The following is a 22,380-nucleotide window of genomic DNA, read 5'->3' as shown; positions in this document are numbered from 1 at the left end:
GCGAGCCAGCTAGTTTTTCTAGATTAAAGGGACTCTTACACTTTGTCTATAACATTCATAAATATAATATATTTGCCTAGATTTTTAATTAATCTAGGCAAGCAAATTAAAAGCATTAAAGGGTTGGATTAACTTTCAATTGGAGAAATATTAATCATCCAATAAACCTAGTGATTTTACCATTTCTCTTTCTTCACGTAGTTCATTTAGCGTAGCATCAAATTTACTACGGCCATAATCATTATGTTCAAGCCCTTCAACTACAATTGATTTTCCTTGTTCTGTGCGGCATGGAAAAGAGAAAATTAAATCTTTATCTACGCCATATTCACCTTGCGAGCTGCGACACATCGAGTATGAATCATTTGAATTGGTATCATTAATTAAATTACTTACTCCTTGAATAACAGCATTTGCAGCAGAAGCAGCTGAAGAAAGGCCTCGCGCTTTGAGGATAGCAGCGCCCCGCTGTTGCACTGTTGAAACAAATGTTTCTTTTAACCAGGCTTCGTCATTAATGACAGTAGCAGCTGACTGGCCATTAATTTTAGCATTATAAAAATCCGGATATTGGGTTGATGAATGATTACCCCAAATAGTCATATTAGTAACTGCGGTAACATCAACATTAGCACGTTTCGCTAATTGTGTTTTTGCCCTTAATTCATCTAAGGTAGTCATAGCAAAAAAACGATCATTAGGAATATCTTTTGCATGATGCATGGCAATTAGGCAATTAGTATTACAAGGGTTACCAACCACAAACACGCGTACATCATCAGCGGCATTATCATTAATCGCTTGGCCCTGTTTTGTGAAAATACCACCATTTATTTGTAGTAAATCTGATCGCTCCATACCCTGTTTACGGGGTACTGAGCCAACCAATAAAGCCCAATTAACACCATTCATTGCTTCATTTAAATTTGCTGTGCAAACGATACGTTTTAATAAAGGAAAAGCACAGTCATCAAGTTCCATTGCCACTCCATTTAAAGCAGGCAGTGCTTGCTCAAGTTCAAGTAGTTGCAATTCAACTTCAGTATTAGGCCCAAACATTTGGCCTGAAGCAATACGAAATAATAAAGCGTAGCCAATTTGGCCAGCTCCGCCGGTTACGGCAACTTTAACTCGATTAGTCATTGTTTTTCCTTTCTAACCATTGTTTAATTAAAAATAACGCAGCAATACTGCGCGCTTCTGAAAAAGTTGGATCATTTAATAGCTTGTCATAATCAGCTAATGGCCATTTAACTACTTCAATAGGCTCAGGCTCATCACCCGGTAATGAACTTAAGTAAAGATCACGCGCTAACACCAATTCAGTATGGGAGGTAAAGTAGCCAGGAGATAACGACATTGATTTTAGCCAACAAAGTTCTTTTGCTGCAAAACCAACTTCTTCTTGTAATTCTCGATTAGCTGCAACGATCGCCTCTTCACCTGGCTCAATAACGCCTTTAGGAAATGCAAGTGTATAGTCATCTACACCGGCGCCATATTCCCGTACTAATAAAAGATTATCATCAGCTGTGATAGCAACAATTAAAACTGCTCCTGCACTATTCTGACCTCCAACACGCTCATAAATACGTTCTTCACCATTTGAAAAATGTAATTGTAGTTGCTCAATAGTAAACACTTTCGTTTTAGCTACTATTGTTCTTTTTTTACAAATAGGTTTTTGTCTTTTTTCTACTGTCACTTTATCTCTTTTTTAAAATTAATTTAAATCTATAAGTCCAAATTAGGACAGCTAATGCAACTCATGATACTATTGCAGCGTTTAACAAGCCAGTATCCTGTAAATGATGTTACCTACTTCGCTCTATATTCATATTCCCTGGTGTATTCGTAAATGTCCTTATTGTGATTTTAATTCCCATAAAAGCCCGGAAATTTTACCTGAAAAAAATTATATCGATGCATTAATTGCTGATTTAAAAAATGACTTAACTTATTTCCCCAAGCGAGAAATAGTATCTATTTTTATTGGCGGCGGAACGCCTAGTTTATTTTCAGCAGATGCTTATAACGAATTACTTGAACAACTGCAATTATACCTGTCATTCGCGCCAGACATTGAAATTACCTTAGAAGCTAATCCAGGAACAGTTGAGCAAAAACGCTTTCAAGCGTACCGGCAACTTGGTATTAATCGCTTATCACTTGGCATTCAAAGTTTCGACCCCAATCATTTACGTACCCTTGGGCGAATCCATAATGATAAACAAGCTCACCATGCTATTGAAGCGGCAAGACTGGCTGGTTTTGAAAATATTAATATTGACCTAATGTATGGCTTGCCAAATCAAACAATAAAACAAGGTATGGATGATTTAGAACAAGCATTTAAATATCAGCCAGAACACCTTTCTTGGTATCAATTAACTATCGAACCTAATACTGTTTTCTATAAAAAACAGCCTAATTTACCTAACGAAGAAGTGACTGAAGAATTAGAGCAGGCAGGGTTTCAGTTACTCAGCGAACAAGGCTTAACACGTTACGAAATCTCGGCCTTTAGCAAACATAACAAAACAGCACGCCATAATCTTAATTATTGGTTATTTGGCGATTATTATGGGATAGGTGCGGGTGCGCATGGTAAATTAACGTTTAATACAGAGCCTATTATTTACCGTACACAAAAATACCGGCAACCTAAAGATTATCTAGATCCTGATAAAGTATTTTTAGTAGGTAAAGAAAAAGTATCGGCTGAAACTTTATTATTTGAATTTATGTTAAATACTACTCGCTTACAACAACCTATACCTAATAACCTTTTTACTGAAAGAACGGGCCTTTCATTTAACGTTTTAGCAGCTAAATTACACGAGGCTGAAAGTAAAGGTTTAATTAAATTATCGAAGGATTTTTGGCAAGTAAGTGAACTAGGTCGACGTTATACTAATAATTTACAAGCCCTATTCTTGCCTGCTTAAACTTACTAAATTAATTATCGCCCTTCACAAATAATTAACTTTCACAGATAATAATATCCTTCTCTTTTTTTGAGCTTAAAAAATTATTTTTTCTTGTAAGATTTATACAAAAACTTGTGAGAATAAGCGGATTAAATTAAGTAGACTTCTTTAAAAACTCGCTGCAAAAGTAGAGTTTCCAAAGAAATCTAATCATTGCTTGGAGGCATGATGCTAGGTTTTTTACTTTTTATAATTTTTGTCATTTTTGGTTATATCTGTGGCTCTTTTTGTTCAGCTATTATTGTAAGTCGACTTTTTTCTCTGCCTGATCCTCGATTAGAGGGTTCTTTAAATCCCGGCGCAACAAATGTTTTGCGACTTGCCGGTAAGAAATACGCAGCCTTAGTTTTAGTTGGGGATATGCTTAAAGGTTTTATTCCTGTTATTTTAGCTAGATCGCTAGGTTTAGGCCCTATCATTACCAGCTTTACTTGTCTTGCGGCAGTGGTAGGACATATGTATCCAGTATTTTTTAAATTTCAGGGTGGCAAAGGCGTAGCTACCGCACTAGGTGGTCTATTGGGATTAAGCTTTGTGACCGGTATTGCAACGATAGTAATTTGGCTTATTGTTGCTAATTTCACAGGTTATGCCTCTCTAGCTTCTATAATTGCACTAATTTTTGCGCCTCTTTATAGTATTTTAGGCTTTGGTAGTGTGGATGTTTTTATTCCTTTATTTTTTATGACGTTTCTTATTATCTATAAACATCGTAATAACATTAATCGGTTAATTGATCGAGACGAGCCTAAATTAAGCTTTTCTAAACACCGTTTTAGTGATGTTACTGAGGATATCGTTGTTGACGAGCAAGTTAATCAAGCATTTGAAGAAGAAGAAAAAACAGCCGATATCATTATAGAAGATGAATCTGCTAATAAGCCTACAGAAGAGCCAATCTATGCAACCGCAGATCAGCAAGAGGATTCAGCATCAGAGCCTCCAAGTGCTGCTGAACAACCTATCTTCACTGATCCTGCTACGCCTGAAACGGTAAGAACCCCGAAGAAAAAGAAAAAAAAGAGTGATAATGAACCATCTTAGCTGCTTGTAAAGCCTTTAAGAGTCTGTCTATGAAATCTACTTGGCATTGTTGCTTAGATAATGAATGTCTTTCCCGTGCAGGCGGGAATCCATCTACAAGTTAACTTCAGTGTTCATTGAAGGATAGATCCCCGCCTACGCGGGGATGACAAAATATGCGGGAATAACAAAGTACCTAATATAGCTTTGTTGCTTAGATAATGAATGTCTTTCCCGCGCAGGCGGGAATCCATCTACAAGTTAACTTCAGTGTTCATTGAAGGATAGATCCCCGCCTACGCGGGGATGACAAAATATGCGGGAATAACAAAGTACCTAATATAGCTTTGTTGCTTAGATAATGAATGTCTTTCCCGCGCAGGCGGGAATCCATCTACAAGTTAACTTCAGTGTTCATTGAAGGATAGATCCCCACCTACGCGGGTGCGGGAATAACATAGGATTACTTTTAGTTATAATTAACTCTAAAATTTATCCACGCAACAATGCCAATCTAATTTGAAGGCAGATTCTAAGTTAGCGGCCAACGTGCTTTTACATTAACTGCTAAATCTAAATCTCGTTTACCCTGCTCTAAATGTAAGCTGCCAGCAAAAGCAACCATTGCACCATTGTCTGTACAGTACTCGAAGCGTGGAAAAAAAACTTCTCCTTGATTATCTTTCATTAATGTTGTTAGTGCTGTACGCAAAGTACGATTTGCACCAACGCCTCCAGCTACCACTAATTGCTGCAAATTTGTTTGTTTGACGGCTCGGCTACATTTAATAATTAAAGTATCCACAATAGCTTGTTGAAAGGCATAAGCTATTGCGGCTCGGGCCTGATCGTCTTGTTTGCTTTTTCGCCAAACAGTTAAAGCATGGGTTTTTAAGCCACTAAAACTAAAATCGAGGCCAGGCCTATCTGTCATTGGCCGTGGAAAGGGTGGAAAGCCAGGCGTTAACTTTTTGAGAGCAAATTCATCAGCAAGACTTGCAAGTAAGGCACCACCTGGATAAGGAATACCCATTAATTTTGCTATTTTATCGAAAGCCTCGCCTACGGCATCATCTAACGTATCGCCTAATAATTGATAATTACCTAAGCTTTTTGCCTCTATTAATTGGGTATGACCACCAGAAACGAGTAAAACTAAAAATGGGAAATGCAAAGCATTTGTTTCTAATAAAGCCGCTAATAAATGGGCTTCCAAATGATGAACCGCAATGGTGGGTATGCCTAGACTAAATGCTAAGCTTTTAGCAAAGCAGGCGCCAACTAATAATGCTCCTACTAATCCTGGGCCTGCCGTATAGGCAACTGCATTTAAATCACTTTTCTTTAAATTTGCTTCTGCTAATGTTTGATTAATTAAAGGGATAAGCCATTTAATATGGTCACGTGATGCCAATTCAGGAACAACACCACCATATTGTTGATGCATCTTAATCTGCGAATATAAGGCTTGGGCGATTAATCCTTTTTCTGAATCATAAATAGCAATGCCTGTTTCATCACAGGAGGATTCTATTCCCAATACTCGCATTTCTACCTCTACTAATAACTAACTAAATACGTTATAATAAACCAAGTCTTATCTACTAATAAGCTTATAATTTTAATCTTTCGCTGCTTATACTGCTAAAATTTAAGCTTAAAGTTGCAAAAAGCACTCGCAATCTAACAATAACTTGACGAGTTTAACAAGTGGCACTAGAATTGCCAGCTTATTGTGTTTAATTATACCAGAGGACTAATTAATGCCCACCGTTCGTGTGAAAGAAGGTGAAAATCCAGAATACGCATTGCGTCGTTTTAAACGTTCTTGCGAAAAAGCAGGAATTTTGACTGAATTACGTCGTCGTGAATTTTATGAAAAGCCTACTGCTGAGCGTAAACGTAAACAAGCAGCTGCTGTTAAACGACACTTAAAGAAAATAGCACGTGACGTCTCTAACCAACGTAATGCTAAACGCAGACGAAAATAATTATGTCGATTAAAGAGCGCATTAATAATGACCTCAAAGAAGCAATGCGTGCTAAAGATCAAAAATTGGTTGGTACGCTACGCTTAATTACAGCTGCAATTAAACAAGTTGAAGTTGATGAGCGTATAACGGTTGCCGATGACCGTATGCTTGTCATTCTAGACAGACTTGCTAAACAGCGAAAAGAATCAATTTCTCAATTTAGTAACGCAGGTCGTGATGACTTAGTAGCTCAAGAACAATATGAGCTTGAGATTATCTCTAAATACTTGCCTGAACCTTTATCGGAAACAGAAATTAATTTATTAATTGATGAGGCCATTGCCAACAATGATGCAAAACATATCAGCGATATGGGGAAAGTGATGAATTCGCTTAAACCCTCTCTCCAGGGCCGTGCTGATATGAGTAAAGTAAGTGCCCTCATAAAGGCTAGGTTGAGCTAACTATTTTATGTCCGGCTTAATACCGAGACCTTTTCTTGATGAATTACTTCATCGTACTGATTTAGTAGAATTAATTGATAGCTATGTGCCTCTAAAAAAGAGAGGTAATAGCTACACCGCTTGCTGCCCATTTCATAACGAAAAAACACCTTCATTTAATGTTGTTGCTAAAAAACAGTTTTATCATTGCTTTGGTTGCGGGGCGAGTGGTAATGCAATTAGTTTTGTGATGGGTTATTTAAATCAAGGATTTATCGACGCTGTTGAAACGTTAGCGGCACGATTAGGTATGCAAGTACCTCGTGAGCAAAACCAGGAAAAAATTCAGCAATCTTTAAGTTTGTATCAACTTTTAACTAAAGTTACCCAATATTATCAAAAATCCTTAAAAAATGCGCCTAATGAAGTCATTGATTATTTACGCAACCGCGGTTTAACAGGTGAGATAGCCAAACAATTTCAACTCGGTTATGCCCCTTCTGGCTGGCATACACTAGAACAAGAATTTAAAGATTATAAAGCTGACTTGATTACAACAGGCATGCTGGTCAAAAAAGAAGATAGCAAAACCTATGATCGTTACCGCCATCGGATTATGTTTCCTATTCACGATAGAAACGGACGCATCATTGGTTTTGGTGGCAGAGCAATTGATAAAGAACAAAAACCTAAATATTTAAATTCACCTGAAACTATTATTTTTCAAAAAAACCGTGAATTATATGGCTTGCACCAAGTTTTACAGCAAAAAGTACCGATCAGTACTATTTTAATTGTTGAAGGTTATTTAGATGTAATTGCCCTTGCTCAATTTGGTATTTCCAATGCTGTTGCAGCGCTTGGAACAGCCGCAAGCAGCTATCACATTCAATTATTAAGTAAGCACACCAAACAGGTGATATTTTGTTTTGATGGTGATGAAGCGGGTAGACAAGCTGCCTGGCGCGCTTTAGAAAATAGTTTACCTTTTCTAGATAATAATCTTGATGCGCGCTTCGTTTTTCTACCGGAGGGCCATGATCCAGATAGCTTAGTGCGCAGTGAGGGTAAAGAAAAATTCTTAGAGCGCTTAAGCCATGCTATTCCTCTAAGCCAGTATTTTTTCGATACCTTAGCTCAAACTATTGATATGCAAAGTGTCGCTGGCAGAAGCCAATTAATTAGTGAAGCAAAGCCCTTTCTATCAATTATGCCAGAAAGCACTTATAAGCAATTATTATTAGATGAACTGGCCTTGCGTACCCGAATAGAAAATCATCGCTTAAGCCAGATATTAACAGCTGAATCAATACCTTCACCTAAGATTCAAACAACCATTCATCGCTCACCATTACGTTTAGCGATTGCTCTACTATTACAGCATCCAGAAATTTATTCTTTGTGTAAAGATTACATTGATTTAGCAGCCCTAGACACAGGTGAACAGCATTTACTACAACAATTAATAAAACAAATTGCTGCCAATCCTAATACAAATACTGCTACACTAATTGAACAGTGGCGTAATACCGCTGTTTTTGATTCCTTTAATAAATTAGCAAGTTGGGAGCTTGAAATAGCAGAAAATGCCCTTACTACTGAATTTATTGATATACTTAACTTTATGCAAAAACAAAATTTAGAGCATAAAATTAATGAATATATTGAAAAATCTAGAAAACAAGGCTTAACTGAAACAGAACGATTACTCTTGCAAAAGTTGTTACAACAACGGCATCGAACGGCAACTGATAAAAAATAATACAATTTTTTACTGGCAAGTTTGGAGCTGCAGGTTTATAATCAAAAACTTTTTTTATATTTAATTACTCATCTGACTGATATTGCCTATGACTACAAACGAACAAGAGCAACAGCGCTCCCAAATCACGAAAGTGATTAGTTTGGGTAGAGAACAAAATTACTTAACCTACGCCCAAATTAATGACTTATTACCTAATATTGTTGATACTGAACATTTTGATGTCATTATTAGCATGTTAGAAGGCATGAATATTAAAGTATTTGAAACGCCTCCTAGCGATGATGAATTAGCTCTTTTAGGTAACACCGAGGAAGTACCTGAAGACGTTGAAGAAGCAGCAGCTGTTCTCGCTTCTGTGGATAAAGAAACAGGTCGAACGACTGATCCTGTTCGTATGTATATGCGTGAAATGGGTACTGTCGAATTATTAACTCGTGAGGGTGAAATTCGCATTGCCAAGCGAATTGAAGAAGGTATTTATCAAGTCCTTAAATCACTCGCACATTATCCTGAAACCGTTCAATTAGTTTTAGATGATTATGACAGCGTATTGCGTGAAGAAATGCGCTTAAGTGAAATTATCAGCGGCTTTTCCGATAGTGATGAAGAAGCGCCTGCATCAAGCATTGGTTCTATGTTAGATGAAGTCCAAGCGGACCCTGATATACTCGATGACGTGGCTTTAGATGAAGTCGAGGAAGATGAAGACGGCGAAGGTGGTATTACTGAGGCAGATGATGGCCCTAATCCTGAGCAAGCCAAGATTTATTTTGATGAATTACGTGAAGCTTATGAGAAAGCTATGCTTGCCTTGCGAGCCAACGGACGTCATAACGCTGACACAGTCGAACTACTTGAAGCGATGTCAGAGTCCTTTTTAAAGCTTAAATTAACCTCACGACAAGTGGATAAATTAACTCGGCATTTCCGCCAGCTACGTAATCATATTCGTGAATTTGAGCGCAATATTATGCGTTTGTGCATCGAAAAAGCACGTATTCCACGTAAACTCTTTATCGATACATTCCCAGGTCAAGAAACTGATCCAAAATGGCTTGATACCATTATTGCTAAACATGGCAAAAAATTAGATTTAGTGCGGATTGAAAGCTACCAAGATGAAATAAAACGTATCCAAGCAAAACTTGCTTCCTTTGAAGAAGAATATGGCCTAACAATTAGCGAAATCAAAGATATTAATAAGAAAATGTCTATTGGCGAAGCGAAAGCTAGACGTGCTAAAAAGGAAATGGTCGAAGCAAATTTACGCCTCGTTATTTCTATTGCTAAAAAATACACTAACCGTGGCCTGCAGTTCTTAGATTTAATTCAAGAAGGCAATATTGGCTTAATGAAGGCAGTTGATAAATTTGAATACCGCCGTGGCTATAAGTTTTCTACTTACGCTACTTGGTGGATTCGCCAAGCTATCACCCGTTCTATTGCCGATCAAGCGCGTACTATTCGCATACCTGTGCATATGATAGAAACGATTAATAAACTTAATCGCATCTCTCGCCAAATTCTGCAAGAAACAGGTCGCGAAGCAACGCCTGAAGAGCTTGCTGAGAAAATGGACTTAAGTGAAGATAAAATTCGTAAAGTCTTAAAAATTGCTAAAGAGCCCATCTCTATGGAAACGCCTGTAGGCGATGATGATGACTCTCATTTAGGTGACTTTATTGAAGACAATAATATTGACTCACCAATTGACATGGCAACAGCAGAAGGCTTACGCGAAGCAACCTTAGAAATCTTAGAAACATTGACTCCGCGAGAAGCGAAAGTACTACGTATGCGTTTTGGTATCGAAATGAATACGGATCACACGCTTGAAGAAGTGGGTAAACAATTTGACGTAACACGTGAACGTATTCGCCAGATTGAAGCAAAAGCCTTAAGAAAGCTACGCCACCCTTCTCGCTCAGAGAAGTTACGCAGCTTCTTAGAAGGAGACGATGATTAATCATCGCCCTACTCTGGTTAGCCTTAAATACAATTTGCAAAAAGGCTAACCAGAGCACCTTTTTTAATAATTTAATGTAAAATTATTATGGTTTTCTTCTAAATTTAAGATTACAATACACCTTCTTTCGGGGCCCATAGCTCAGTTGGTCAGAGCAGCGGACTCATAATCCGTTGGTCCTAGGTTCAAGTCCTAGTGGGCCCACCAATAAAATCAATTAGTTACGAGTAATCTCAAGAAAATTATGACCTCCATGGGACACTCACGGGGCAATTGGAAATAACAAATACCAATCACTCACAACTATTCAGTATTACCTTTGCTCATCATCTAAACCATATTGATGCCTTCTCAGTGCTTCATCTTCTGATATACGTTGTTTTTCTGCCTCAATTTGCCTCTTAAGCATTACTATGTAATTTTTAGCGAAAAGAACGACTTCACGATTTTGATCGTCTAACCACATTTCGATTTCTTTCCTTCTCTCTTCATAGATAAATATAAAACCTTCTGCACCCTCAACAACTCCCGTTGATTGCATAGCAATGGCTACAGCATTAAGTAAATCCTCGTTGCTATTCGCAACCTTGATCAACTCTTTGCATATTGGATATATGGACTTATTACCGTCATAACCACGTAATATATCGGCAATAAAAAAGAGAGTAAGGTCACCACCCTTATTCACAAGCTGAATCAGTGATTTTTCAAAAGCAGGTTGCTCTTCAAGTTTTGGAAAAATTAAATTTAATAACCTCGCAGCATTATAAGTAAACAATCTATCGTCAAATTTCTTATAGGATAGAATCAATTTAATTATCTGCTCTGGAACCTTAGAAAGAGGCTCAGAAAGCGAGCTAAATTGAAATGGAAGAGCCTCAAATCTATCATCAGACTTCTCCTGAGGCAGAATGATTCGTTCACAGAAGAATCGCACTATCCTTTGAGGGACATGTTCAGCAATGGGTAATAAGATCTCTTCAGCTTCATGACCAATATTTTTTAGCCAAAGTAGATTTGTTAAAATAACATCATAGTTACCTTCATTCATTTTATGGAATACACTGACATACTCTTTACTGAACCACAAATCAAATATCCAGTTTGGATATCGTAGTTCTGTGCATTTCTCAATAGCAGGTATCATAACTTCATTAATAAGTTTATTATCACTGTTTGTATGTTGTGCAGCTGAAGTAACAATTATTTGACTTAAAAAATGAGTATTTTCTGATGGCTTAGCTTTATCAAATAATTTTTTTAGAGTAGATATTTTAAAGCTGGTGGTAAATTGTAAGAACCTTGCAACAGCAAGAAAAAAAATACCATCTCTAATCCAAGAGGAAATAAGACTAGAAAGCACATTTTTTTTAGGGCTTTGCTCAACTCCTCGTAGAATTGGAACAATAAACCATTCAAGTTCTTCGGGAAACTCTGATAGCAGTTGTATCGCGATTTCAGACGATTCTTTTCCCAAACACTCTAAGAACTTCCCAAAATAAGGAAAAGTCGCCATATCATTTGAGCGAATAGCAGCATATTGAAAAATACGGCCTTTCCAGGCTTCATAATTTTGGTCATTAATATCTCGAACAAGCTCAATAATCTTTTCTTCCCTTATTTTTCTTTCCTGTTCAAAATGCTCTTTTTTTCGTTCTCCTTCCCAGTCATGAAAAATACTTTCAAACCCAATGAGTACACGAAATATTTGAAATTCCTCATTATCATCCAGTTTCTTTTTCACTACTAATCCCGCTTTTTTTATATCGGGACTCAAGCTCCCTAAATGATAGTAAAGCCAGTAGGCATCATGCTCTATAGTCTGTAGTACTTGGAGGTCTTCTGATTCAACAATACAGTCACTCATAAATTGCAGAACAAACGTTGTATTACATATTATCATTTGTTCTATTTGTTTGGTTCGTTGGGAGGCACTAGAAAACCTTGTGGCTGTTAGCATCACATCCAATAATTTTTTTTTGGTCTCAGGATTAGCCAGTTCGAAGTAAATTTCTTTTAAAAGTTTTAAAGCATTTTGCCGTAATTTGATTAGACCTTCTTCTGGGGGTACCGACGCTGTTTTAAGTGTGACAGTATCGTATCCCCACGAAGCTCCTTTAATTGAAGGAGATAGAATTTTTTGAATACACGAAAAAATAGTATTTAAATATATTTTCCATTCCTTTTTAGAAAAAGATTGAATTTTTTCAACAGTTTTTTCTTGTGGCCACCATCCTAAACCATGAAACTCTTTTCCATCACCAGAAAAGACTTCTAAATTATATTGAGCAATGGCTTCAAGCCCTCTAGTTGCTTGCTTCCTAACCTCTTCATCTTCATGAATAGTATATTCAAAAAGAATATTTAGAATTTTTTCAATGTCATGATAACGTACAGTTTCTAAGGCATTAAATATTTGAATGATTAATTTTTCCTTAGTGTATATGCTTTTAAAACCATCTAATGAAATATTAGAAATTTCTGTATAACTTAACTCAATGGAATTTAAGCGAGGAAGGAGTTCAAGATATATTGACACAACCTCTTTAGGAAAGAGCCGGGCTATAATCTTTAGGATTGCAATTTGTTCTGATATAGCATCGAATTCAATACTCGATTTTAACTCTCCATCAGCTTTTTTAAGCTCACTTTTAATTGCATTAAGAGCACGCGGGTCTTTATTTGCCTTAGTAATAAGAAAACCAATAATTTTCTTTTTTTGTTTAAGATCCATGATTACTCTTACTCCAACATTCCAATGATTTCATCCATCACTCTTTCACTAGCAGCATGACAAACTTCTTTATTCCCAACAATATAATGTGTTCCAAGATCTTTAATATAAGGATTAGGCTCTCCTGAAAGCATTACTGCACAAGCTTCTACACGTTTAGAGTCGTACCCTCTTGAACTTACCATGGTTAAGAGAGTCTCATGGGTTGGGGCATCTAATGCTACTAAATAGCCTAATAGTCGCAAATAAATTTCACTATCTTGTATAAGAACCGTTTTTGTTAAGAGCTTATCAAGAGGTCCCATTTCAATTTCATCATTCACTAATATCACTTGCTGTTGAGGCTGAACTACTGGCTCGTCGACAACTTCGAGTTCTTCTTTCCGCAAGATTTCAATTAATTCATTCAATTTAATAGAGGTATAACCTAATTCACTGAGATATTTGGACAATGCACCATCAGTAGAAATACAGTATTTTAATTCAAATGCATTGTGTTCAGGATCATTCAGTGCGTTTTTCGCACCTTCAAATACCCAAGCATCAGGTAAATCTTCTTTATTTTTTATTTTCTGAAAAGGAGGAGCCCCCGTGAAATATCCATTCCAAGTTGAAGGAATATGTTCGTCTTTTGCAGGATATATTTTAATTTTGTTTGATTTTAAGAAATCTTGAAGTAAATATTCTACTTTATCACGCACATAGGCCTCGTTCTCGAACTCAGCATATAATGGTTCTAAAATTAACTTTTGAGAAAAGAAATTTTGCCTACAATGATAAATCTGCTGGTCTCTCATATCTTTTAAGAATTTAGTGAGGTGCTTGATTTTTTGGCTTTTCCATTCTTCAATACATATCCAAGAAGTGCATAATTTCAAACCATCATTTTTGGCACGTTTCCATACTTCATCATAAAGGTTATCGTTAGGTTTGTAATTTGTGAAAAAACCAGTATCTAAGAAAATTAGACAATTCCCTAATAATGGCATATCAACCCCGATTATTAAAAGATTTTTAGTCCGAGATAAAATAAAACCCAATTGCTCTAATTTGTTAATTTAATACACAAATTGAAATTAAGAAATATTGAGTCTTTTAAATCACTGTCCACTAGTGCCCCAGGGCTTCTTGTATACAAATATATTACTATTTATCATAATCTTATCATAAATTATTAGGGGATTAACTATTATGTTTAGTCTTGTACAGTGTGGCTTGTATTGATTTATAGCTATTAAAATGGTAAGTATTGAACAAAGTAGCGGGAAAGATGGTAAGATTAGCTTTGCGATCAAGTAAGGTCGATGCTCTTAGGTAAGGATGATAATAAAATTCAATTTTAATACCTAACTCTAATTATTTTCTACATTCAAACACAATGCTCATATCATCCTTTTTCGGAGAAGCAGACCGATCGAAGGCTTTAACCAGACGCAAATTACTAAATCCAATTGAATCTAACAAATTAACTAAAAATGCGGGCTCATTATAAAGGCGAATCTTATAATCTTCAATTTCTGTCTGGATAACTTGATTACCCTCAACCAGTTCATATTTAGCAATTGCGCAGCAGATTTCATCCTCCAGTGCAATAAGTTGGCTCATTAAAATAATTTTACCATCTACTAAGGGCCATCTAGAGCCATGCCAAATACCTAGCTCCTTGCCAATAGCAGTTGAAGTTTCCACTTCAAATACAAAAAGACCGTTTGGCTCTAAATGATCGTAAATTAATTTTACTGTGTCTTGAATAATTTGAGGCTCAGTTATTAAGCCAAATGAACCAGTAGGAATAAAAATTAATTTATATTTTTCTTTTCTTTCTAGCTCTTCTATAAACCCTTTCCAAACAGTAGGTTTAAGATTTTTAGATGCTGCTTTCTCATGTAATTTTTTTAACATAGACTCGCTTGCATCAAAACCATAAATATCGAATCCCTCTTCAAATAAAGGCAATAAAAAACGACCTGTACCACACATTGGTTCTAAAATAGGGCCTCCTGCCTCTATAGCATAGCTTCGATAAAACTGATAAGCATCTAGTGTTATATTGGGCTTGCTTAGCTCATAGACTTCTGTGCAAAGGTCAAGGTAAGTGCTGGGATTCTTCTGAGTCATTTTATCATCCAGATAAGTCTATATTGATGTTTCTTTATATTAACTGGGCCACTTCTTTTAACTAGGTCCACTAATTTAGTTAGCGTATCAAGATAAAAACAAATATCAATATGTTTCTTTGTTTATATAACGCTCTTAAAAGACTAATAAAATAATCAACTTATCGAGAATTCATCCTTTACCTGAAAATTAGATAACTCTTTTTACAAAAGAGCTTTTTAACTAAGCCACTGATTTTTAATAGATTTGTTTAAGTATAATCCTTCTGGGAAATTTTATTGACAATAAGTCAGATATAAGTAGAATTCCAAACTGGTGCTGTACAACATTAAGGAAGATGAATAATAAAAACAGTGATAATCTAATCAGTATCGGTGGTGAAACATGTTATATGAATTATTTAAGCATAAGTCGATGAAAATGCTTAATAAGCATCCCTTTAATCAGCTACATTCCCGTGATCAAATAATTACTTTATTTCCCCATTTTCTAGGAATTTCTCTAGCTTTCCCCTATATACAGGCAGGTTCTCAATTATCACTTATTCTTGATTCTATAAAATCTAATCACGATATCCCTTCTCATGTAGAAATGACAAGTGTTGTGGGTAACTTTCTCTGTTGGGATGAAACAGGAGGCCAGTACATAATTGAGAGATTCGGTAAAGCTGGACTTCAGAATATATTAGATACAAAAAAATGGTTCCATTCTAACTTGTTAAGGCATGATATTGAGACTCTAACTGGCAAAGCTGTTACTCCTGATTTTTCAGAGCCAACTCGTAGTTATTTACTATCGCTTATTGACGGCTTAAGTAATAGAGATGCTGTGATTAGATGTGCTTATATGGTTGCATTTGAAATGCATGCCCATACAATTATTGAATCTTTATGGGCTGGAATTAGAAGAAATTTTAATCACAATTCTAACGAATTAATTTATTTTAAAACTCACGTAGGTGAGGATGATCCAGCTGAAGCCTACCATATTGAAATGGTACATAAAATGTTAGAACTAGTAGTTGGTAAAGAAGAAGAAGATAAATTTCAACACCATGCCATGACAGCGCTATATGAAAGCTTAAATTGGAGTGCTTCAATTTCAAAAGTATCTGGTTGGCGTAACCTAGAACATTAATTATTTATAAATAAGCTTTAAGGATAGAGTAATATGCAAATGAGTTATTGTAGAAAAAGAGTAAGAACCTCATACCCTCTTCTTAAATTAACTCTTATTCTTTTTACATATATTTCACTTATTCTAGTACGCTCCCATAGCCTACTAATTAGTCTATTCATTGCTTTAGCGTTAGGATTTATTTTAGCTGGAGGTTTGAATTTAGCTCATGAATGCCTGCATCAGACATATCTAAAAAATAGGCTTATTAATATGTATGTTGGGAGATTCTTTACAAGCCTATTGTTAATAAATTTTACCATCTATAAAGAACATCACTTACAACATCATAAGTATGTTGGAACTGAGAAAGATACAGAAACAAAAATTCAATTCAAATCATTAACACAATATCTTTATTTTATGACAGGGCTTCCCGTAGCCTTTGCAAAAATCTCAAAAACTTTAAAAGTCTTATGGCAAGTTTACCCTTATTATCTTAATAGCCCAAGTAAGAAAAGGAGGGCGATGTTAGATACCCTATTTATCTGCTTCCTCTTGATTTTATTTTCTATTTTTACCAGCTTATTCCCACTTACCATGCTTAACTACTATTGGCTTCCGCTGTCCTTCTCATATATGTGGATCTTATTTTTTGGCTTACCAGAGCATTTAGACTGTAATCCAGTCGCAAATTTCTATTCAGAGTCAAGAAGTATTTTATCTAATCATTTAGTACGCCTTTTTCTATGGAACGGAAACTTTCATGCAGAGCATCATCTGCATCCTGGCCTTGCTGGCTCAAGCTTACAGCAAATATTTAAAAAAAATTCCGATTCTGTTCTTTATCAAGAAAAGTCATACCTCCATTGGCATATTAGGCTGATAAAAAAATTAATTAATATTAGCAATACAGGAAAAATGAACTCATGCCAAAATTGTTGATAGGAAATGTATATAGTGAAGCTGTGGTTGGCGATGTTTCTAAGCTGCCAATTTTTACTCGTCAAGCAGCAGCTGTTTACGCAAAAAGATTAGCTTGGCTGTTAGAAGAAGATGACCTCTTAATACTTCCATCCATGCCCTCTAAATATATGATTGACTATATTTCTCATATTAAGAATAAAAACATTACATCAAAAAACTTTTTTCCTTTAATGGCTTCTTCGAATAACTCTAGCATCTTAACTAGTGAAGTCCTCCTTAACGATAAACTAATTTGTGAGCTTAAAGCTCATATTTCTGATAAAACGTGGGAACTAATTCCTTATATATTTAGTTCTTCTATTGTTTGCTTTTCTAATGAATTAGGTTTGTCATACGATAAGTTTCAAACGCCTAGTTTTATGAACCAATCTGGCATTAATTTGCTTAATAGTAAAGCTACTTTTAGAGCTTTGGCTGCGCCCTATATTACCATCGCCCCTGGAAATATATGTCGTTCTGTGAAAGAGCTGTATTACGTCATGCGTCAACAAATAAATAATGTGGGTGCGATTATCATCAAAAAGGATTTTGCAGCTAATGGTGAAGGAAATATCGCGATCACTTTATCTGACCGTTTAAGTTATGCTGGAGTCAGAGAAGTTCTAAAGTTAGGTAGCATAAAAGATATTACTTATGAATTATCAGAAAAGCTATGGTACAGCTTAGTTGATTCATTAGGAAACAATCTAATTGTAGTGGAATCATACCTTCCCTCTAAGCACACCCTGTATGCAGAATATTATATTGGAAAAAAAATAGAAGATTGCCAGCTTAAAAACTATGGCATTGTTCGAATGGACGAAACTGAAGATGCCAAAGGAAAAGACATAGTAAATTGGATCGGATTTCAGATCCCAGGTAATTTACCTTCCAATATAACCCAGCAATTTTTAGATGGTTGCGAAATTTTAAAGCAACTTTTGTTAAACTTTGGGTATGTTGGGCTTATTAATTTCGATGCAATAGTTACTGAAGATAATAAAGTCTTATTTACCGAGATTAATGGTCGTTTAGGCGGATGCTCACACATACAACCTATCGCAGAAAAATTGTTAGGCTCAAATTATTTAAATACACATTGCATTTTAACTCGTAATCATGTCGCTACTTGTGATTTATCGCATGCTATTAACTTGGCTGAAAAACTCTCAACAACTAATCACTCAGGAATAGTTATTATGAATGAGGATATCGATAACTGGGGGATTATTGATTATATGGTGTATGCAAAATCGGAGTCTTATGCTGTTACGCTTGAACAAGAGTTCTTAAATTTACTGTTAAATTAAGATTTTTTATGTGACTAAAATTTTTTATGGGAAATGAACTATGTCATTTGCTACATTCAATAAACCTTGGGTAGATAATTTTCTCTCTCACGCAGCGAATATCGAGAGCCATAGTTCTATTCAAAAGGTTAGTAATTTTTTAAAAAATTATGGCGCGAAATATCCAACTTTTCCGATACCTCTAATTATGGAAAAATATGTCTACGAAGAGCTTTGTGAGGCTAGTAAATTATTAATTCAAGCACAAACTAGAATTCTTAGTTTTTTATTGTCTACATACCCTCAAGATCACATTCTAGAAATGTTTGACTTACCTAAAGAGGCAAAGGTTTTTATTGATTGGGATGAGTTAAAAGTAGGCAATAAAATTATTGCTAGACCTGATATTATTCCTTCAAATCAAGGCTACAAATTTTGTGAACTAAATATTGAATCATCACTTGGAGGTATTAAGTTTTTTGATTGTTTTAGTAGTTATTTTAGCGCAATAGGAGGTGATATCAGCACCTATGCCTCGCCAAGGAAAATTATAGCTAAATATTTACATAAATTAGTTTTAGAGAACAAATTTGAGAGAGTAATTATTTTTTCTTTAAAGAAATATTTATTAGAAGGAAGCGGCACAGTAAAAAGTCTTTTAGACAGTGTAAAAGAAACTATTTCTGAGGTCCCTATCTCTATCGCCACAGAAGAAGACTATCCTGAAGAGTTCCTCAACTTAAATGCTGGAAAGAAAACCCTTATTTATCGACTTGCCCTATATGATGATTTAAATTGTCATTCATTATTTTTAAAAATGTTTGCTAGCGGCGCTACTATTATTAATACTTTTGAAACAGAGATTCGAAGTAATAAAAAATGGTTTGCTTTATTTTATGATAAACAATATCAGTCAATATTAACCGAAGCAGAGCGTCAAGCCATATTAAAATACGTCCCTTACACAATATCCATTCGTCAAGATAATATTAGCTATCTTATAGAGAATAAGAATAACTTTGTGTTTAAAGCTAATCGCTCTTATGGTGGAGAAGCTGTATGCGTAGGTTCAGAACACAACGACAATTATGTAGCAACCACTTTAAAGAATATGAAAGGCGGAACAGCTCAGGAATATATTCAATGTGAAGTGATTGACTTGCCAGATAATGAAAAATTCGAACGAATAGAAAATAAAATAGTCTTAGGTTTATTTCAAATATTAGATCAATTTGCGGGCCTGGTGGTAAGAGGTTCAATTGAAGATAGTATTGTCAATGTAACACACGGGGCCAAAGTTGGCTGGGCTTTTCCCCTTTCATTACAAGAAAGAGACGCGTTGATGCTAGAGATTGGCGAAAAAGCTCAGTCTTTAGTTGAAGTATAATTTATAATTGGCTGTAAAAATGAAGTACTGTATTTTTGATCTAAACGACATTGTAAAAATAAAAGAATGGGGTAAATTTTTTTCTAATTCCCCTAAAGATCCCTATGTACAGGAAGGATTTAGATATAAAAGTATTTCATGGCATTGTGGAGAAGACAAAAACTTTAAGCTTTTACCTCACTATCCTCTTTTCCAAGAAAAAAAATACAATCAGATTCATGGAAATATTGTTAGAGATTACTCGCCAATTGACAATGAGCTACATCAAAGAGAGGACTTTTATAATCTCCTTTATAAATTCTCAACTATATGTCGACTAAAAAGCGAGGAAGTTATTTTAGTACAATTGCAACGAATAGATTGCCATTCTAATCAACAAGGTTTAACTGCTCTAGAAGGATTTCATAGGGACGGAATAGATTGGTTAGGAATTTTTGTGGTTTCAAGAACGAATATAACGGGTGCAAAAACCCAAGTTAAAGATAGTTTAGGCCAAATTATATTTGATAAAATTATCCCAGAAGGAAATTTATTAATTCTTAGTGATACTGAAGTTCTTCATTATTCTACCCCAATAGTCCCTAGCATAAACGCGAATTATGGTTATAGAGATGTTGTTCTCATTACCGCTTGCTCCAAAAATTTAATAGGTCATAACCCAGCCTCAACAAACATAAGAAGAGAAAATGAAATTATTTGCTGATAAAGTTGTAATTATTACGGGTGCTGGTAGAGGGATAGGCTGCCAAGCTGCAATTAATTTTGCCCAAAATGGTGCAAATCTAGTACTTAATGACATCGATAGTTCTCGATTGAAACAAACAGTAGAAGTCATTAGTCCTTTTGATCCTTCGTTTGTGGAGGCACCAGGAAATGTAGCTAATTCGGCTGATTGTAATAAAATAATTAATTTAGCCCTAGAAAAGTTTAATAGAATAGATATTTTAATTAATAACGCTGCTATAGCACCCTTGACTCGGCCTTTAGAGCTCATTGATGATGCTGAGTGGAATGATACTATTTGCATAGATTTAAATAGTGTTTTTTATTGTATGCGCGCGGTGCTGCCTCATATGAAATTAAATAAATATGGAAAGATTATAAATGTTTCATCATCTGCCGGGCGCTCTATCAGTACCTTTGCAGGCGCACACTATACTGCAGCTAAAGCGGGTATTTTAGGCCTTACTCGTCACGCTGCTTTTGAATACGCTCCATATAATATTAATATCAATGCAATTGCTCCTGGCACAATTGATACCGAATTATTACGTGACTCGGCAACGTTAGAAAAAATTAATATGGAATCAGAAAAAATTCCAATGCGGCGATTAGGTACTACTGATGATATTTACAATTTAATTTCTTTTCTCGCATCAGATCAATCCTCATATATAAATGGAGCTACTATAGATATAAACGGAGCTGATCTTTTATTATAAAGTTTTTAAACTTAATTCTAGATCTTTAAGAATATTATCCGTTGATTCTAAACCAACACTTAATCGTATTGCAATTCTACCTAAATATTCACCAAAATTGATAGTAGAAGCTGATGCTAAAGTTTCATATCCGCCCCATCCCCAACCTAATTTTATTATTTTTAATTTATTTAAGAAGTTCGGATAATTTTTTTCGATTGCCCTTTTAAAGAAAAAGGTTAATACTCCACCTGCACCTTTAAAATGTTTACTCCAAACCTGGTAATTTTCATCTGATAATAAAGCCGCATAAAAAACTTTTTCAACTGCAGTATGATTTGTTAGCCAGGTTGCAATTTTTAAAGCACTATCAAAATGTTGTCTCATTCTTAGCTCAAGTGTCTTTAATCCTCTAATAGCAAGGCTTAAGTCATCAGCGCCCGCATATTGTCCCAATGCTCTACTTGTATTTTGAATTTCTTGAAATAAATTCAAATTAGCTACAGTAATACAACCCATAATAGAATCTGAATGGCCAGCTATGTATTTAGAAGTACTATGAACAACGATATCTGCTCCATATTTTAAGGGATTAAAAAATAAAGGCGTCGCCCAAGTGTTATCTACTAAAATATAAGTCTTATCTGATTTTTTTTTAATGGATAATAAATTAAAAAAATTTGCCCCATAGCTTCCTGGAAGATCGATATATACTAAGACGGTGCTTGGTAAAATTTTCTCATTGATTTTCGTTATATCTGTACCTGAAAATTTCTCGACTATAACGCCAAATTTCTTAAGTACTTCATCACAGAACCGCAGTGCTGCAGGAAAAGAAGATTCACCAATTAGTACATGAGAGCCTGGATAAGTAAGTGCAAGAAGTATAGTAGAAATCGCAGCCAGCCCAGAGCAAGTAACAATAGTACCCGCGCCACCTTCAAGTTCGGTCATTGCTTTACAAAAAGCATCAGCAGTCGGCGTCCCCCATCTTCCATAAACATAAGGCACGTTTTCATCGCTCATTGCTTCATAGCTATCGAAAAAAACGGTCGATCCTCGATAGATAGGAGGATTAGCAAATTGCCAACTGCTTTGTACTATATTGCTTAGATTAGGTTGGTGATATTCTACTTCATCATCACTCATTAAACTGCACTACAACTTAAGTAAAAATTAAATTAACTTA

Annotated in this window: 19 protein-coding genes and 1 tRNA gene; 13 read left to right on the top strand and 7 right to left on the bottom strand. The window is 35.4% G+C overall.

The features are described from left to right. Positions 1-150: 150 nt before the first annotated feature. Both DYH30_RS02880 and nudE read right to left on the bottom strand, forming a co-directional pair. Entirely contained in the window at positions 151-1,143 is a 993-nt protein-coding gene (locus DYH30_RS02880) for a malate dehydrogenase (protein WP_115330210.1), read from the bottom strand. Next, the gene (gene nudE / locus DYH30_RS02875; RefSeq protein WP_115330209.1) at positions 1,136-1,705 is read right to left on the bottom strand and encodes an ADP compounds hydrolase NudE; all 570 of its coding nucleotides are present in this window, start codon (positions 1,703-1,705) and stop codon (positions 1,136-1,138) included. Before nudE ends, DYH30_RS02880 begins: the two co-directional genes overlap by 8 nt. A gap of 106 nt (positions 1,706-1,811) precedes the next feature. Here nudE and hemW point away from each other — a divergent pair, with 106 nt between their 5' ends. Both hemW and plsY read left to right on the top strand, forming a co-directional pair. Continuing rightward, positions 1,812-2,948 (top strand): radical SAM family heme chaperone HemW, encoded by a 1,137-nt coding sequence (gene hemW / locus DYH30_RS02870; protein ID WP_115332475.1) that lies wholly within the window; start codon positions 1,812-1,814, stop codon positions 2,946-2,948. Between the two features lie 210 nt (positions 2,949-3,158). Continuing rightward, positions 3,159-4,034, top strand: coding sequence for a glycerol-3-phosphate 1-O-acyltransferase PlsY (gene plsY, locus DYH30_RS02865; protein WP_115330208.1), 876 nt, complete (start codon positions 3,159-3,161; stop codon positions 4,032-4,034). 511 nt (positions 4,035-4,545) lie between these two features. Here plsY and tsaD read toward each other — a convergent pair. Next, complete coding sequence (tsaD, locus tag DYH30_RS02860; protein WP_115330207.1) at positions 4,546-5,562, bottom strand: tRNA (adenosine(37)-N6)-threonylcarbamoyltransferase complex transferase subunit TsaD; 1,017 nt, start codon at positions 5,560-5,562, stop codon at positions 4,546-4,548. 214 nt (positions 5,563-5,776) lie between these two features. Here tsaD and rpsU point away from each other — a divergent pair, with 214 nt between their 5' ends. The 5 genes from rpsU to DYH30_RS02835 all read left to right on the top strand — a co-directional run bounded on the left by rpsU (position 5,777) and on the right by DYH30_RS02835 (position 10,367). Next, entirely contained in the window at positions 5,777-6,004 is a 228-nt protein-coding gene (gene rpsU, locus DYH30_RS02855; RefSeq protein ID WP_115330206.1) for a 30S ribosomal protein S21, read from the top strand. A gap of 2 nt (positions 6,005-6,006) precedes the next feature. Next, on the top strand, positions 6,007-6,450 hold the full coding sequence (locus tag DYH30_RS02850) for a GatB/YqeY domain-containing protein (protein WP_115330205.1): 444 nt from the start codon (positions 6,007-6,009) through the stop codon (positions 6,448-6,450). Between the two features lie 7 nt (positions 6,451-6,457). After that, positions 6,458-8,191, top strand: a complete 1,734-nt coding sequence (gene dnaG, locus DYH30_RS02845; protein WP_115330204.1) for a DNA primase — start codon at positions 6,458-6,460, stop codon at positions 8,189-8,191. Between the two features lie 88 nt (positions 8,192-8,279). Next, positions 8,280-10,160, top strand: a complete 1,881-nt coding sequence (rpoD, locus tag DYH30_RS02840; protein ID WP_115330203.1) for an RNA polymerase sigma factor RpoD — start codon at positions 8,280-8,282, stop codon at positions 10,158-10,160. A gap of 130 nt (positions 10,161-10,290) precedes the next feature. Further along, a tRNA-Ile gene (locus tag DYH30_RS02835) sits at positions 10,291-10,367 on the top strand. 106 nt (positions 10,368-10,473) lie between these two features. Here DYH30_RS02835 and DYH30_RS02830 read toward each other — a convergent pair. From DYH30_RS02830 to DYH30_RS02820, 3 genes are all read right to left on the bottom strand, one after another. Beyond that, on the bottom strand, positions 10,474-12,894 hold the full coding sequence (locus DYH30_RS02830) for a hypothetical protein (protein ID WP_115330202.1): 2,421 nt from the start codon (positions 12,892-12,894) through the stop codon (positions 10,474-10,476). An 8-nt stretch (positions 12,895-12,902) separates the two neighbouring features. After that, the gene (locus DYH30_RS02825; protein ID WP_131740667.1) at positions 12,903-13,883 is read right to left on the bottom strand and encodes a PIN domain-containing protein; all 981 of its coding nucleotides are present in this window, start codon (positions 13,881-13,883) and stop codon (positions 12,903-12,905) included. A 367-nt stretch (positions 13,884-14,250) separates the two neighbouring features. Beyond that, positions 14,251-15,012 (bottom strand): class I SAM-dependent DNA methyltransferase, encoded by a 762-nt coding sequence (locus DYH30_RS02820; protein WP_115330200.1) that lies wholly within the window; start codon positions 15,010-15,012, stop codon positions 14,251-14,253. Positions 15,013-15,396: 384 nt separating this feature from the next. On the opposite strand from DYH30_RS02820, the gene DYH30_RS02815 reads away from it, so the two are divergent. The 6 genes from DYH30_RS02815 to DYH30_RS02790 are packed head-to-tail and all read left to right on the top strand — an operon-like array spanning position 15,397 to position 21,212. After that, entirely contained in the window at positions 15,397-16,149 is a 753-nt protein-coding gene (locus DYH30_RS02815; RefSeq protein WP_131740669.1) for a hypothetical protein, read from the top strand. Positions 16,150-16,182: 33 nt separating this feature from the next. After that, positions 16,183-17,073: a fatty acid desaturase family protein gene (locus DYH30_RS02810; protein WP_115330198.1), complete on the top strand. Its 891-nt coding sequence runs from the start codon at positions 16,183-16,185 to the stop codon at positions 17,071-17,073. Beyond that, positions 17,058-18,404 carry a preATP grasp domain-containing protein gene (locus DYH30_RS02805; protein WP_115330197.1) on the top strand — a complete coding sequence of 449 codons (1,347 nt, stop codon included), beginning with the start codon at positions 17,058-17,060 and terminating at the stop codon, positions 18,402-18,404. Before DYH30_RS02810 ends, DYH30_RS02805 begins: the two co-directional genes overlap by 16 nt. A gap of 40 nt (positions 18,405-18,444) precedes the next feature. After that, positions 18,445-19,770: a hypothetical protein gene (locus tag DYH30_RS02800; protein WP_115330196.1), complete on the top strand. Its 1,326-nt coding sequence runs from the start codon at positions 18,445-18,447 to the stop codon at positions 19,768-19,770. Between the two features lie 19 nt (positions 19,771-19,789). Further along, positions 19,790-20,473 (top strand): 2OG-Fe dioxygenase family protein, encoded by a 684-nt coding sequence (locus tag DYH30_RS02795; protein WP_115330195.1) that lies wholly within the window; start codon positions 19,790-19,792, stop codon positions 20,471-20,473. After that, positions 20,457-21,212, top strand: a complete 756-nt coding sequence (locus DYH30_RS02790) for an SDR family NAD(P)-dependent oxidoreductase (RefSeq protein ID WP_115330194.1) — start codon at positions 20,457-20,459, stop codon at positions 21,210-21,212. The genes DYH30_RS02795 and DYH30_RS02790 overlap by 17 nt, the downstream gene beginning before the upstream one ends. Here DYH30_RS02790 and DYH30_RS02785 read toward each other — a convergent pair. Beyond that, complete coding sequence (locus DYH30_RS02785; protein ID WP_115330193.1) at positions 21,207-22,340, bottom strand: trans-sulfuration enzyme family protein; 1,134 nt, start codon at positions 22,338-22,340, stop codon at positions 21,207-21,209. The two genes, DYH30_RS02790 and DYH30_RS02785, sit on opposite strands and share 6 nt — an antisense overlap. Positions 22,341-22,380 lie beyond the last annotated feature (40 nt).

Source organism: Legionella busanensis, from assembly GCF_900461525.1.
In the GTDB taxonomy this organism is placed as follows: Bacteria; Pseudomonadota; Gammaproteobacteria; order Legionellales; family Legionellaceae; genus Legionella_C; species Legionella_C busanensis.
This window is presented reverse-complemented; position numbering and strand designations above follow the sequence as displayed.

Excerpts from the sequence above, each read along its gene's own strand:
- DYH30_RS02820 (WP_115330200.1), bottom strand. The coding sequence starts at position 15,012 with ATGACTCAGAAGAATCCCAGCACTTACCTTGACCTTTGCACAGAAGTC.
- plsY (WP_115330208.1), top strand. The coding sequence starts at position 3,159 with ATGCTAGGTTTTTTACTTTTTATAATTTTTGTCATTTTTGGTTATATC.
- DYH30_RS02815 (WP_131740669.1), top strand. The coding sequence starts at position 15,397 with ATGTTATATGAATTATTTAAGCATAAGTCGATGAAAATGCTTAATAAG.
- tsaD (WP_115330207.1), bottom strand. The coding sequence starts at position 5,562 with ATGCGAGTATTGGGAATAGAATCCTCCTGTGATGAAACAGGCATTGCT.
- DYH30_RS02795 (WP_115330195.1), top strand. The coding sequence starts at position 19,790 with ATGAAGTACTGTATTTTTGATCTAAACGACATTGTAAAAATAAAAGAA.
- DYH30_RS02785 (WP_115330193.1), bottom strand. The coding sequence starts at position 22,340 with ATGAGTGATGATGAAGTAGAATATCACCAACCTAATCTAAGCAATATA.
- DYH30_RS02800 (WP_115330196.1), top strand. The coding sequence starts at position 18,445 with ATGTCATTTGCTACATTCAATAAACCTTGGGTAGATAATTTTCTCTCT.
- DYH30_RS02810 (WP_115330198.1), top strand. The coding sequence starts at position 16,183 with ATGCAAATGAGTTATTGTAGAAAAAGAGTAAGAACCTCATACCCTCTT.
- DYH30_RS02805 (WP_115330197.1), top strand. The coding sequence starts at position 17,058 with ATGCCAAAATTGTTGATAGGAAATGTATATAGTGAAGCTGTGGTTGGC.
- dnaG (WP_115330204.1), top strand. The coding sequence starts at position 6,458 with ATGTCCGGCTTAATACCGAGACCTTTTCTTGATGAATTACTTCATCGT.
- rpoD (WP_115330203.1), top strand. The coding sequence starts at position 8,280 with ATGACTACAAACGAACAAGAGCAACAGCGCTCCCAAATCACGAAAGTG.
- DYH30_RS02850 (WP_115330205.1), top strand. The coding sequence starts at position 6,007 with ATGTCGATTAAAGAGCGCATTAATAATGACCTCAAAGAAGCAATGCGT.
- hemW (WP_115332475.1), top strand. The coding sequence starts at position 1,812 with ATGTTACCTACTTCGCTCTATATTCATATTCCCTGGTGTATTCGTAAA.
- rpsU (WP_115330206.1), top strand. The coding sequence starts at position 5,777 with ATGCCCACCGTTCGTGTGAAAGAAGGTGAAAATCCAGAATACGCATTG.
- DYH30_RS02790 (WP_115330194.1), top strand. The coding sequence starts at position 20,457 with ATGAAATTATTTGCTGATAAAGTTGTAATTATTACGGGTGCTGGTAGA.
- DYH30_RS02830 (WP_115330202.1), bottom strand. The coding sequence starts at position 12,894 with ATGGATCTTAAACAAAAAAAGAAAATTATTGGTTTTCTTATTACTAAG.
- DYH30_RS02825 (WP_131740667.1), bottom strand. The coding sequence starts at position 13,883 with ATGCCATTATTAGGGAATTGTCTAATTTTCTTAGATACTGGTTTTTTC.
- DYH30_RS02880 (WP_115330210.1), bottom strand. The coding sequence starts at position 1,143 with ATGACTAATCGAGTTAAAGTTGCCGTAACCGGCGGAGCTGGCCAAATT.